Consider the following 14,648-nt stretch of genomic DNA (forward strand, 5'->3'; position numbering starts at 1 on the left):
TGGCCAGATCAACGCCGATTGTGGTAACTTGCATGGGGTGGCTCCTCTCATAAGCAGTCTTAGACAACTGCACTATGGCGCATTGCGACGCCCGTTGGAGCAGGAGCCATCCACACCATCAGGTTTGTGGCCCTCATGACAACCGATACTTCCCGCGCGCCTTGCCCTTGGGAGCAGACGACGAACACGTCATCGATACGTTCCTTACAAAGGAACCGCTCGAAGCAATGATCGCTGTGTTTTGGCTTAGGAGTTCACTCCAGAAGACAAAACACTGAACTCAAACGAGATCAGGATCATTGCCATCGAGTACGTCGAGGACGAAGTGCCGTCCTGTCCAATCCCAATATTGGCGGCCCAGCCATCGCGGCTGGTGGGTTGATAGTTTCCTTGACCTATGAACCGTTGCTTGCTTGTCAAGGGCAGCACGGCGTAGTGAACCCACGGTTACCGACTCAGAGATCAGGCCGGACTCAACATGTGTAAGTTAAAGTAACTATTTGTTTTTACCTTATTTTGGCTTGGGGTGGTTATCCGAACGTGATACCTTCATGCGCAAGGGTGCCGGGTGAGGTCCGGATTTAGCTGCGATCCGCTAATCATGCAAACTGCGGAGAACGATAAACTTGAGCCCGAAGCGCAAAATGCGGAAAGTTGCTCCAACGGCAGCGAACCACAAGAAACCCACTTTGAACATGGTGATGACGACCCTTAAACTTTTACAGGTCAACGGTGCTAGTAACCCCATCTGAATATCGGCAACTGAGCTTCCAGCCAATTCCGTCTTTGCGCACCGCCAGATAGGTCGGTCCATCACCTGCAGAAGGGCGTGTTGCCGCGACCTTGCAAAAATAATCGATTCCGCCCTGCCTTACAGCTATCGTTTCACAATCGACAAAGTCCTCGTCGATAGCATTTGCAAATGGAAATGGCGACCACATTGCCGAAGTGTGGATAGAATGCACCCGCGTGATCAGACTACCTTGATCATCATTCAGGTCTGCCTTGGCGATGCAGCCCCGGTGTTCGTCGCCTGAAAGGAAAACAACGTGCTTGATCGCGTTCTCTGCGATAAACGCAAGCAAGTCACGCATGGTTTCAGGGTATCCGTCCCACCCATCGGAATGAAGGGCGCTGAGGTTTCCGGCATTCAAATCACTGTTGCGTTGCACTGCACGTCGGTGACGTGGCAGCAGCATTGACGGCGTGACGACGAACTTCGGTAACGATTTGATTTCATTTTGGTTCAGCCAGTTTTTCAGGTGGGCAATGTCGGGATCCGCAAAGAGCTTCGCAGTGTTCAGCATTCCGACTTTTCGATGTGATCGCATCGTCCGTGCATCAAGGAAGTAGAACGGGAATCCATCGAAACTGAAATCGCGCAGCACTTTGTTCACACCGCGCTGGTACTTTTCAAACGCGGGCCAGCCATTTTGCAGCGCGGCTTGGTTCTGTGCCGTGTCTGGCGTTGCGACCGGTTCCCAATTGTCCGTAATCTCGTGATCATCGAGCAGCATGAAAGACGGGACAGAGCGCAGAGCGGTACGGGTGCTGCGCATACGCAACCAGTTTTCATAGGGAATGCGGTATTTGTCATCGCTGTCCGAAGGATCAAACAATCCGGCGGTCGGATCCACATAGACCTGATCGCCCGCAAAGATCATGAAACGAGGCGCTTCTTCCGGCGGGCCATCCAATGCATCCGCAATGCTCTGATATGATGCAGACGCGACGGGTGCATCGAAGAAACCAGTTGGGTATTGGCAGGATGCCAGCGTGAATCGCGTTTCGTTCAAAACGGCGTCCAATGTCTGGTCCGGGATGATGCCATCCATCAACCTCCGGTCCTGTCCCAAAGCCTTGGCGACAGCGGCGCTGTTCACCATGGCCTGCTCAGCCGGTGTCGTATCCCTGTCGTGGATGTTACGTTCTGTTCCAAGCGAGTCTGTATTTTTGCCCCCCTCAGGATCCGTCGCCGAGCCAGGCGTTGCGAGTTTCATGAGGTCGCTCGTCGCCTTCGACATGCGCTCGAAGGTTATGTATTCGAAATCACTGCGCTCTCTCTGAATGTCATAGTCGTTGGGATCAAATTGTATGACCCGTCCGGCCTGCGCGATGAAATAGCCGACAACCGGCAGAAACAGGGTGTCGGATTCGTCGTAGACAAGTAAAAGCAGCGTGGCGTTGCCTGCATGCAGGGGATCATGGTGCGGAAACGCAGTGGGTGGCGGCACTTCGAAGGCTGCCCAACGATGATCCGTCAGGTCCTCGATCTTGAGAACGATCATGTGTTCGACAACATAATCAGGCGTCCACTCTGCGGTTTGATCGTCGGGGCGGAGAATCTGGTCTCCGACGACCTGAGCGCGCAGCATCACGATCGCCTGGGCTTCGCGATGTGTTGGCGCCGATCCCAATCTTGCGATCAGCTTTGCCTTGGAGCCTTGGACTTCTTTGGTGATGATCGGCCCAATCCACGGCGGAAATGCGACTTTTTCATCATTTGGGTCTCCGGCCGTCAGGTCTGAGAAATCTTGATCTAGAAACGTCTCGATCCGGCTAGCGGTTGCAAATCGCTTTGTGCCAATCAACGAATCCTGATGACCGGCCCCGTCGTTTATGAACGGATCGACGAAATGCGCGCCTGCGTCGTCGAGGATCGTCTCCATTCGGTCCAGCGTCGATATCGCCGACATCCCATTTTCTTCGCCATGCATACTGAGCGTCGGGAAATGCCAATGTTGGCGAAACAACCTGCGGGACACCCTTTGATTGCGTCCATGCCGATCCGTCATCATCGCGTAGCGTGCATAGTGCAATGCTGTGCTAACCGTGCGGAGGCTCAACGCGCCGAAATGCTCATCCAGATAGGTCAGAACGTCTGGTTCCATGTTCTCTGAGCTGAAATTTCGACCATAAATCGCATCCATTCGATGTCGTGTCCGCGTCCATGGCGTCCGTTTCCATGGCAAAATCGGATTCTCGATGTCGAATTCTTCGATCGGGTAAGGCAGGCTGGTGAGCAGGCGATCCAGCAAGTCATCCGCCAGCGTCGGGTCTTGTGGCTTGAACTGATAGTTGTCGGGAAGGAACTCGATCAGATACCGCGTCGCATAGGCCTTGAAAATGTTGATCGGCGTAAAGACGACAAGCGGCCCGACTTGCGAGAATACGGCGCGGTTGACTTTGGATGGATGGCCAGACGCGGGCAAGGCCGAAAACCTGCCGCTCAGCGCAGCCATGCTGAACATGACCGTTCCCATGCAATGCGCGACGACGTCTACCTGTCCATCCGGAGACGCCTGTGCGGCTAGGTCAATCACCCAACCAACATCTTTGTCAGCGACCTGCTCAATACTCCAGGGTTTAGTCGCCGTATCGGGCACGGTGCTTTCTGTTCCATCCGGTAAGGTAAATGTCGTGGCACTGGAAAAAAGTGGGCTGGTGCGAAGATCGGCAAGCCACACGTCTCGGCCGGTGTCAAAAATTCGACTCGCAAGGTTGGGTTCGACGGCGTGATGCGCAAATGTGGTCGCACCAGAACTGTAACCGTGCAGCATGACGACGGGCCGTTTGGTCGAATTTTCGTGCTTGTATTGCGTGATCCAGACTTCGGTATCTATCGGATCGTGTTCCTCACCAAGTTCGGGCACCTCAGCGGCAAATGTCTTTTTCACAATTGTTGCTGGAACTGAGCCGCTGGGGACACTGCTGACTTTCAATTCAGCAGGTGGCTGGAAGTGGATTTCATCATTTGCAGGATCCAGATCTTCGTCGGGTGCGCGGAAACTCCAGATATGGATGCCAAGCAGCATTCGCAGGAAATATCCCAGGAACCCGATCATGTCCCCAATTGCACTTACAGCATCGTCTTGGCGGGCAATGCGAAAGAGTGGAATGTTGATCCGTGCGAAAAAAGCCAGATCGAGCTTGAGTACCGGCTTTGAAGATGACGACAGTCCGGGGAATTCCTCCAGATCCACGTCCATCAGCTGCCGCCACGGATTGCCCCTGCGTGCATAGGTAAACCGCTTGAGCCCAACGATCTTGTTGCCATCCAGCGCTATGTCAGCTCCGGCCTCGGCGGTGCCGATATCCAGATCATATACGAAGCCGCGCAGCTCTCCGCTGCGGCTGGCAATGGCGATACCCGACTTGATGCGCGCAAACAGGCCGGGGCCATCACCGCCATCGACCAATGCCTGATATGTGTCGCGCGCGCCCCGGTTGGGCAACCAGGCCGCCAAGGCCCTGACGATACGGCCAAAGCCAAATGAACTTTGGCGTTCAAATACCTTGAGCGTGCCGCTGATCGGGGCCTTGAACACAGCAAGCTCGTTCAGTTTCTCCTCACGCAGTTCAGGCGGATCCCAGCTGTCATTGAGAGATTTCCAATTGTCGTCATCCGCATAAATCCGAACTGTGCTTTGCAGGTGAGCGTTGGACGGATCAACCGAAACACTCAGGGTGCAATCGCCCCCCGTCGCTGGTGACAGATCAGCAATTTGTTTGGGCGCGAAGCGCAGGGTCAACTCAACAACATAAGATGCCGTTGACCCGTTTTGCGGCGCCATTTGAACCTTTCCGACAAGGCGCTCGAAGACTTCGACCTCTGTGCGCGGCTTGGGCGCTGCGACATCGGTCCCCCGGAACACAGGCCGTTCAAGGGGGGCTATGGGCGCAACTGCAGGCGGAGCGTCTTCATATCCCCAGATATTAGCAAGGTTTTCGGCCGCACGCAGCGCGACTGCCGAAATCGTCAGTGCCGGATTTGCCCCAAGCGCGGTCGGCACGATCGATCCGTCCAGTACGACCAAACCATCGTGCAAACTTGAAGACGTGCTTGAGGCGTAGACGCGTCCAAACGGATCAACAACACCATCGGCGCCGGTATCACCCATGACCAGACCACCGAGCGGATGGACCGTCGTAACTGGCCCCTTTTGATCTTTCAGCAACCAGTTCATGGATTTTGGCAGCAGCCTCCAAACCGGGTTTGGAATGATGTGACCGCCAGTAATGTCTGTCAGACCAGATAGGGTGTCGACTTCGGTGTTAAAAATCGGATGATCTCGGACATCGCTCCAGTGCATCTCAGCGATTCCGTCACGGTCCGGCGTCGGGTCACCGTTTAGGGTGATGTGGCCGCCCGCGCCGTCATTCCCCATCACCGCAAACAGCGCAGTATTGTCTATTCTCTCTTCAGCAACCGAATAAATGTCGTCCTGCGGGAAGCCTTTTGAATGCGTGGACCAATCGATTTCGTCCAAACTGTGAAGTGCGTTCACTGTTCCAAATATCTCTTTGAATGCGATGCGCAGCGAAGCTGGAACAGAAATTTCTTCGATCAATACACCTGCGGTGTCGCGCAAGTCGATGATGCCTGTAATCGTAGGGCCGATTTGACGTTGGGAGGGTTGTACCTGTTCGCTGGCTACATTGTTTACTCGGGCACTTGTATTGTAGTCTGCGACCAGCATATCGCCATTTGTCGAACAACGTTTTCCGATCATCGCATCCGAGACGACAAGACCTTCTGATTTTGACCGCAGCAGAATCTCGGTGGACCCAAGAGTGCCTGCCGCGACGATGACCTTTCGCGCGCGAACCCTGACAACTTCGGGATCGCCGTTCGCGTCAGAGTGGCGTTCGCGCAGGGCCGCGTTCGTGTAAACGGTGTTTACGACCCAGTTGTCGCCGTCTTTTTCAATGTGCAAAACCGTTGCGCCGCTGAAAATGTCCGCGCCATTTTGCTGTGCTTGGACCAGTAGATTGACATCCAATGAATCTTTGGCACCGAAATTGCAGCCCGTCGCGCAATCCCCGCACATCTTGCACATCTTCAGGGCGACGTTTCCAGTATTTGTACGATCCTCCATGGCCACGGTAATGGCGGCAGGACGAAACTTGCCGCCAGGCGCTATGCCCTCAAGCGAATTGTATTTCTGCGGTGGGCCGCCAGGGCGCTTGAGAATAGTATTTGGAGCGTTGTCGGCGGTCGCGCCAAGCAATGCAGATGCGCGGTCAAAATAGTTTCGCCATGTATCCAAGTCAGAAAGTGCCGCCGGCCATCCGGATTGAAAAATTTCGGGGCGAGGCACCTCCATCACGCCTGCATTGATCAGGGAGCCACCGCCGACGCCGTTTGCCGTTACCGTTGTCACACCCCTCCCCAGCCGGACATCAAACAGTCCTTCCCGATGTCCATCTCGGCGGAGATGCTTGGGCAATTCAGCTAGTCCGGTCGGGAAGGCGCCAGGCAAATATTCTCTACCACGTTCCAGAATGCCGATCGTAATGCGCTGGTTGTCATGATGTTTCCCAGCGAGCGTCGCCGCAGAGATAGCGCCTCCATACCCGCTCCCAATTATCAAAATGTCGAAATGCACATCGTCGGGGTCGGTCAGAACGCGGCCTACAAGGTTTTCAAAGCCTTGCGAAATCCAAGCGGTGCGAGAATCAGTGTCCAAGTTAACCGGCATTGCAACGTCTTCCCCCGAGTTCAAAAAGCGTTGGGAAACGGCGGTAATCTGGTCCGGTACTAAAATCCCAAAGCAAAAAATGCTGTGTAATTGGACAGTCATTTGCTCAGAGCAGAACTGTCCGATGCACTTATTTATTCAAACAACTCAGCAACCAATTGTACGCGTGGCGGCTAAAAATACAAGAAATAGGCCAGACAAACGCCTTCTAACCCGAATATCCTCGGCAAGCACTTACAACACGTTCTTCGCAAATCCGTCTAAATGTGTAAGCATTAGCCTGATTTTAGGTCGTGCTGACGCGAACTGAAGCTCGATTTGGTGAACATTTTTCTGACCATTTCGATGCCTTCCCATCTCCATGCGTCAGCATCCCGTTGTTGGAAAGGGATTATGGGCGAGGGCAATTCTATTCTGGCGAGCTTTTTACCTTTACGCTTGCTTGGAAGCATGTATCCCAGGCACCGCGCACGCCCCTCTGTCGTCAGACTTTCTGGCGCGGCTCTGTTTGTGGATGTGTCACGCTACACTGCGCTTGTTGAACAGTTGGCGCGCCGTGGCCAGACGGGCCTTGAAGAAATACCCAAGCTGCTTGACCAGACCTATTCACGATCAGCGAACCAAATCATGGCGAACGGAGGCGAGGTGCTCAGCTTCTCCGGAGATTCCTTCCTCGCTTATTGGCCTGCGGACACGCTCGGCGCTGCGGAAGCTGTTCGTCGCGCGATATCATGTGCAGGTGCAATCTGCCGAAAAAGCGAGAGAGGTGCTGATCTTTCTGTAGTCTCAGATACACCCGCCATTCACGCCGGTATCGGTTTTGGCGAGATGTGGGTGGCGACGGTTGGCGGAAATCCGGTTTGGAACCTGATCTTCGGTGGCACAGCCATCCTGCAAGCGGCTACAGCGCAATCTCATGCTCGCAGTTCCAGCTATGCATTATCCGACGTTGCGCAGGCGGTACTGGACACCTCCGCGGACCCCGTGGTCAAACCGGCTCAAGCTGATCTGAGCGATTGCCCGCCTTACTCATGGCTTCGCGGCTTCTTGCCACAACATTTTCAGGACAACCTTTTTCCTCGCGAAGAAGATCGCAACCAGGACAGCGCGTCTGGGCGCAACACGCTTCACAGCTTGAAAGACGTTGACGCGAAGCTGGATGAATTGGCCGAGGTTCGTCCGATTTCAGCGCTATTTGCGCGGATTGTCGGGATCTCCACCGACAGTCCACCTGCAACGGAACAGTTTCAGGCGCTATGTGTCTCGTTGCAGGCATTGTTGATCGCGCGGGATTGTCCGGTCGGCGAAATGCTCATCGATGATAAAGGCCTGGTTTATTGGGTCGCCTTTGGGGAACCTGGAAAATTCCATCGTGACGATCCGCAACGCGCCCTTGATGCCGCGTGCGCGATCCGTGCAACCGTTCTGGCGCACGGATTTGACACTTCTATTGGAATTGCAACAGGTGAAGCATTGTTCCGGGTCGTCGGAAGTCCGCGTTGTCGTCAATGGATGGTTATTGGCCAAACCGTCAACCGCGCCGCCCGCTTAATGACCGAAACCGATGGGGCAATACTATGCGACGCCCCGACCGAGCGTGTCGCACGCAGCGAGTTCTTGTTCAAGCGGCGTGGAACGCTTCAGCTTTTGGGTCTTAGCGATATGACACCCGTGTTCGAACCGCTGGAACGTACACCCAGCACCGTATCCTCTGTCGATATCGTCGGGCGAACGAAAGAGATCGAGGCGCTGAAATCCGCATTCGAAAATGTCAAATCCGGCGCAAACCACATTGTCATTGTCGACGGCGAAGCAGGTATTGGCAAGACAACTCTAGTCAAGGCGTTTGCCGATGATCTCAAAGCGGAAGGATATGCGGTCTCGATTGCTTGCGCTGACCGCGAAGTTCAAAGAACCTCGCTGCTGATCTGGCGTAGAGTTTTGGAATTTCTTGTCGGAGTGCCCATTGATAGCAATGGGAATCAAGTTCTTGAACTGATCCGGGTTCGCACGCAAAATCAACAAGATATAGAAAAGCGGCTTCCACTGCTTGGCGATGTACTCAGCATTGATATTCCACAAACCGAGATGACTCGGCATTTGCAAGGTGCCCATCGCGCCGACGCAACAATGCGCTTGCTTGGCACCATTATTGATCGACTGGGTCCACGCCCCCTAACCTTGGTATTGGAAGATTGCCAGTGGCTAGATTCCGCGTCCTGGCGTTCGGTGGAATGGGTGTTCGGTTCCGTTGATTCTCTATTTTTAGTTCTATGTGTTCGCGCGGGCGAAGCCCCGGAAGAGCTTGAGGATCTGCGTCGACGTACAAATCTGATAGGTTGGCAAAGTGACGGTCCAGCGGTTGCGTCACATCGGGCATGTGAAACGTTAAAATTGATGGCGCTGGATGAACGTTCCATTCAACAACTCGTGGCCCGTACACTTGGCGATGCTCCACCAAGTGATGAACTGGCTGAAAACGTGTCTCGACTAGCTGGCGGAAACCCGTTTTTCGCCGAGGAGATCTCCCTGTCCCTAAGGAACCAAGGGCTGATTACGCTCCGGGACGGGTTTTGGTGTTCGAGCAGGCCTTTGGATGAATTGACGTTTTTTGAGGGTGTCGAAAAAGTTATTCGCGAGCGGGTCGACCGCCTGGACATGGCCGTGCAGAAAGTTCTCAAATCCGCTGCGGTGATTGGACGTCGATTTAACATCTCTGCACTCAGGTTTCTCAATGGTGCAGGGGCTAAAAAAATCGTCCTCCAACTGGCTGACGCCCAACTGATCACAGACACCGATGAACCCGATGTGTACGAATTTCGCCACGGGCAAATTCGTGATGTCGTGTACAATTCGATTCCCAGCGAAATTCGGCGTCAATTGCATGGGGCCATTGCACGCTGGATTGAAACCACCCGCCCCCAAGCCACAGGTGCGGATCTTGCCATCTTGGTACAGCATTTCGAAGCGGCGGACGACTTTGATCATGCCGTAAAGTACGCAGACCTGGCGGCAACAAACGCGGTGCAGGTCGGTGCTTTTCGAGAGGTAGAGTCCTTTGTGGGTATTTGCCTTGACCATGAACGACGTCAACGCGCGTTGGAACCGCTGGAAAAGCTGCGCTCGGTGCGTTGGCGACGGCAACTGGCCGAAGCGCATTACAGTCGGGGCGACATTCGGGCGCAGGGAGTGGCCATCCGCAAAGCGCTTGATGTGGCCGGGCAACCCGTCCCAACGAACAGCGGCAGGATCCTCATGTTGCTGATCATGCGTTTCTTGTTGCTCTATTTGAGGAACCTGTTGCCCATCATTCAAAAACACTTGGACCGAACCGACTCAAAGGAACGTGAACGCGAAATCTCACGCTGCTTAGGTCAAGCTGCCACCGTCGACTACTTCGAGCTGCGAATGACTCGCGGTATGTGCAATTTGGCAGGTTCGGTCTTACATGCTGAAAAAGCCGGTGAAACTGTCGAAACGGCGATTTCGTCCGCACAACTTGCCAGCGGCCTGGGCATGATGCGCCTGCGCAAAGCGAACAACCGGTTGATGCAACGAGCCGAACAGGTTGCCGTCAAACTGGATGATCCGTCGACACAATCACATATTTGTACGGTGGATGCGCTTTGGCGCTTGGGTTTGTGTGAATGGCACGAAGTTGATACACGCGTCGATCAAGCCCTGCAGTTGGCGCAAAAAGCGGGTGATCAATTGCGCTGGTGCAATGCACAGGGAATTCGCTTTTGGTCGCAATACTATCGTGGCGATCTGAGTTCGCTGGAAGAAACGGCTTTGGCGTTGTTGTCCCGGGCACAGAATGCGGGTCACACGCAACAGGAAATCTGGGCTTTGCGATGCAAGGCATTGTGCATGCTGCACATTGATCGCCCTCGTGAGGCCGTCGAGATCCTGCACCTAATTTCTTCCGGTACAACAAAAATTTCCGATCTTGCCGCGGAGGTTTCCATCAAGGGAGCCCATGCCTTGTCCCTGTCGCGCGTCGGCAAACACGGCGCCAGTTATGATACGTCGGTCGAAATGATGCGGCTTCTGGAGCAGATAAAGCGGCCCTCATCGCACGTCATCATTGTTGGAATCGGCAGCGTGCTGGAATTGCTCTTGCGCGGGCGCGAGGCGGGTGTTGCCGATGGGTATGACGAATGGAAACGCTTGGAAGACAAGGCCTTTGGCCATCTAAGTCGCTACTGCAAGACATTTATCATCGGAGAAACCCAGCTAGGTCTTTGGTCAGGACTGGATCAATGGTTGAACGGTCATTGCGATAGGGCAATGCAGACTTGGAGGTCTGCACTAAAAGTCGCGCAAGACCGAACACTGCGCAAAGATGAGTCTCTAATCCTTGCCGAAATCAGACGGCGGGAGTGATTGGATGCTAAGTTATCTAGGCCTCAAATCCAATAAAGCGTTGTATAGCTCCTAGGAAAAGACTGGGGTTAAAATATGGCGGCTTTGGTGAGGGTGCACTGCGCCATCAGAAATTGTACGTTTACCGCACTAGGTGCTTTTGCGACATTCTCTAAGCGCCCAAACCCGTCGTTCGAATAAAAAACTCTTAACGGCTAATCTGTCCGCATCTCGGAAGTTCACTAGTGAAGTTTTTTTATGTCCGCTTCCGCGCTAAATCTGACATCTTAATTTCGTCCGGCAACGGTGGTTGCGCCCTCCCGCAACCAGGTCGGAAACCTTCAAAGCAGCCCGTTCAGACTACGATTGATCCCCCGGATCAATTGCTTAACGTCTTCACCTCGTCAGGCTCACAACCTCAAGGTAGAAGTTCAATTCCCAATCCCGAAACCAAATTTACACCAATGAAAGCAGTGCGTTAAGGGTCAGGTAGGCGCACTCCTGTTGCTGCAATCCATTCCCACTGGAAACACTGTGGAAGCAATTCGAGCGAAAGTGTGCGGCACTTCCAATCAATGCTTCGCCACATTGCGCCCAATTGGGTTGACCAATAGAACTGGTCGATACACTTAGAGGTACCTTCCACTAGTGATTTGTTGCCCTACTTGCCTCTCCTAAGAGAATCCGTGCAATCAGTTCGTTAAAGTAAACGCCGCTCGTTTATAGCGACCAGACGCGACTTCGGATCGCGGCATTCTGATGAGTCCTGCATAGCCGTAGTAAGAAACCGGCAAGTCAACCGGGGACTTGAGGAAATCGAGTATGTTTTTAAGCATTTGTACCTGAAAGAACTTGAGGATCTTGTGTGAAAAGATCCGAGCGTTCGAAAAGATAAACAAGTGACCTTGAGATGAGCAGACCAGTTTCTGCTCTTTCGTGTGATCTATTTACCCGGGGTGTACCCAGCTCCGCGTTGGCGGAGCGTATGTCGGTGATCTCGCCGCCGTTGCGGCAACCCTACATGACCCGATTCAACATTTGTTCCGACAAAATATCCAAAATGCCAACAAAATGACCATTACATCCGTTATTTCGTCAATTTGAACCCTGCGAAATGACGATGTTCTCCGCCACTCTGGATTAAAAACCAGACTGAGGAGGCGCATTATGGGTTGGAATATTTGCATCGTAGGAGCTGGCAAGATTGGGCAGATGATCGCCACGCTGTTGAAGGGGTCGCCAAACTACAGCGTCACGGTTGCGGATCATGATCTCAAGGCCTTGGGCGACATTGCCAAAATGGGCGTAGCGACCAAGCAGATTGATGCCTCGGATATTGAAGGTCTGGCGCAAGGGCTGAAGACGTTTGACGCGGTGATCTCGGCGGCTCCGTTCTTTTTGACACCAAATATCGCGCAAGCCGCCCAGCAGGCCGGGGCGCATTATTTTGACCTGACCGAAGATGTCGCGGCCACCAATGCCGTGCGCGCTTTGGCGGAGAACAGCAAGACCGCGTTCATGCCCCAATGCGGGTTGGCGCCCGGTTTTGTCGGGATCGCGGGGGCATCGCTGGCGGCTGAGTTTGATGAGATCGACAGCCTGCATATGCGGGTTGGGGCCTTGCCTTTGTTTCCGACCAACGCGTTGAAATACAACCTGACCTGGTCGACCGATGGGCTGATCAACGAATACTGCAACCCGTGTGATGCCATCGTGAACAGCAAACGGGTTAAGACCGCCCCGCTGGAGGACTATGAGGTCTTGGGTCATGACGGGGTGGAGTATGAGTGTTTCAACACCTCAGGCGGCCTTGGAACCCTTCCCGAAACCCTGGAAGGCAAGGCGCGGGCGGTGTCCTACCGCTCGATCCGGTATCCGGGTCATTGTGACATCCTGAAACTGTTGTTGAACGATTTGGGGCTGGGTCAACGCCGCGATCTTCTGAAAGAGATTTTTGAGGCCGCCCTTCCGCGCACCGATCAGGATGTTGTGCTTGTCTATTGCACCGCCAAGGGCAAGATCGACGGAGCCCTGCGCGAAAAGTCCCTGATCAACAAAAGCTTCGCGCGTGAGATCAACGGACAGGTCTGGAGCGCCATTCAGGTCACCACCGCAGCGGGCGTTTTGGGCGTGGTTGATCTGATGCGTACGGGCGTTCTGCCCTCAACCGGTTTTGTCCAGCAAGAGCAGGTGAAGCTGTCCGATTTCCTCAATACCGAATTTGGCCGGCTCTATCGGGCGGGCGACGTAACCCCACAGAACAAGGCGGCGTAAAAGATGAAAGACGTTGTGATGACTGCAGAAACCACTCTGGCAAACCTCGACCTGACCGCAGCGGAGCTGACAGGGGGAACGTTGGCGGTAAGGTCTCCGATCGATGGACGCACCCTGGCGGACGTGCATGAAACACCGGCCTCTGAGATGGAGGCCATCCTAGCCAACGCCAAAACCGCCTTCAAAGCGTGGCGCACCGTGCCCGCCCCTCGGCGGGGGGAACTGATCCGCCTGCTGGGCGAGGAGTTGCGCGCCGCCAAGGACGATCTGGGCGCCTTGGTCAGTTGGGAGGCGGGCAAGATCACCTCGGAAGGACTGGGCGAGGTGCAAGAGATGATCGACATCTGCGACTTTGCCGTCGGCCTGTCGCGGCAGCTTTACGGTCTGACCATTGCCTCGGAACGTCCCGGCCACCGGATGATGGAGACATGGCACCCGGCAGGTCCGGTCGGCGTGATCTCGGCCTTCAATTTCCCGGTTGCGGTCTGGTCGTGGAACGCGGCGCTGGCGCTTGTCTGCGGCGATCCGGTGATCTGGAAACCGTCCGAGAAGACGCCTCTGACCGCGATGGCCTGTCAGAAGATCTTTGAACGTGCGCTGGCCCGGTTCGGGGACGCGCCCGACAACCTGCTGCAAACCCTGATTGGCGGCGCTGCTCTGGGTGAGGCCCTGGTGGCCAGCGAAGACGTGCCAGTGATCTCGGCCACCGGCTCGACGCGTATGGGCCGTGCGGTTGCACCGATTGTGGCGGCGCGGTTCGGCAAGTGCATTCTGGAGCTTGGCGGGAACAACGCGATGATTGTCGGTCCGTCGGCCGATCTGGAAATGGCGGTGCGGGCGATTGTCTTCTCGGCGGTCGGAACGGCGGGTCAGCGCTGCACGACACTGCGCCGCCTGATCGTCCACAACTCGATCAAAGATGAGCTGGTCGCGCGTCTGAAGAAAGCCTATGCCGGATTGCCCATTGGTGATCCGATGGCTGAGGGTACATTGATTGGCCCACTGGTCGATGAGGCCTCGGGCGCGGCGATGACAGCGGCGCTGAAAGCCGCCGAAGCCGAAGGCGGCGTGGTCTTTGGTGGGAAGTGCGTCACCGACGGCGTTCCGGGCGGCGTCTATATGGAGCCTGCCATTGTTGAAATGCCGGGCCAGACAGCAACGGTCAAAACAGAAACCTTCGCGCCGATCCTCTATGTCATGGGCTATGACGATTTTGACGATGCCATTGAGATTCAGAACGGTGTGCCGCAGGGCCTGTCCTCGTGCGTCTTTACCCTGAACATGCGTGAGGCCGAGCAGTTCCTGACAGCCGCCGGATCGGATTGCGGTATCGCCAACGTCAATATTGGCCCGTCCGGCGCCGAGATCGGTGGTGCCTTCGGTGGTGAAAAGGAAACCGGCGGCGGGCGCGAAAGCGGCTCGGACGCGTGGAAGGCCTATATGCGCCGTCAGACCAACACGGTTAACTATTCGGCAGAGCTGCCGCTGGCGCAGGGTGTGAAGTTCGACATCTGAACGCTCGTCCGG

4 protein-coding genes are annotated in these 14,648 nt (G+C 54.9%); 3 read left to right on the top strand and 1 reads right to left on the bottom strand.

Going from position 1 to position 14,648, the window contains the following annotated elements:
- Positions 1-719: 719 nt before the first annotated feature.
- Positions 720-6,164, bottom strand: coding sequence for an alkaline phosphatase D family protein (locus J7394_RS06125; protein WP_371811959.1), 5,445 nt, complete (start codon positions 6,162-6,164; stop codon positions 720-722).
- A 711-nt stretch (positions 6,165-6,875) separates the two neighbouring features.
- Between J7394_RS06125 and J7394_RS06130 the strand changes: the two genes are divergently transcribed.
- The 3 genes from J7394_RS06130 to J7394_RS06140 all read left to right on the top strand — a co-directional run bounded on the left by J7394_RS06130 (position 6,876) and on the right by J7394_RS06140 (position 14,636).
- Positions 6,876-10,868, top strand: coding sequence for an AAA and adenylate/guanylate cyclase domain-containing protein (locus J7394_RS06130; protein ID WP_209251640.1), 3,993 nt, complete (start codon positions 6,876-6,878; stop codon positions 10,866-10,868).
- Positions 10,869-12,014: 1,146 nt separating this feature from the next.
- Positions 12,015-13,121, top strand: a complete 1,107-nt coding sequence (locus J7394_RS06135; protein WP_209251642.1) for a saccharopine dehydrogenase family protein — start codon at positions 12,015-12,017, stop codon at positions 13,119-13,121.
- A gap of 18 nt (positions 13,122-13,139) precedes the next feature.
- Entirely contained in the window at positions 13,140-14,636 is a 1,497-nt protein-coding gene (locus J7394_RS06140; RefSeq protein WP_209252054.1) for an aldehyde dehydrogenase family protein, read from the top strand.
- Positions 14,637-14,648: the final 12 nt, after the last annotated feature.

The organism is Ruegeria sp. R13_0, from assembly GCF_017743995.1.
Classification (GTDB): domain Bacteria; phylum Pseudomonadota; class Alphaproteobacteria; order Rhodobacterales; family Rhodobacteraceae; genus Ruegeria.

Bases quoted from the DNA above. Each gene is read 5' to 3' on its own strand.
- J7394_RS06140 (WP_209252054.1), top strand. From the start codon at position 13,140: ATGACTGCAGAAACCACTCTGGCAAACCTCGACCTGACCGCAGCGGAG.
- J7394_RS06135 (WP_209251642.1), top strand. From the start codon at position 12,015: ATGGGTTGGAATATTTGCATCGTAGGAGCTGGCAAGATTGGGCAGATG.
- J7394_RS06130 (WP_209251640.1), top strand. From the start codon at position 6,876: ATGGGCGAGGGCAATTCTATTCTGGCGAGCTTTTTACCTTTACGCTTG.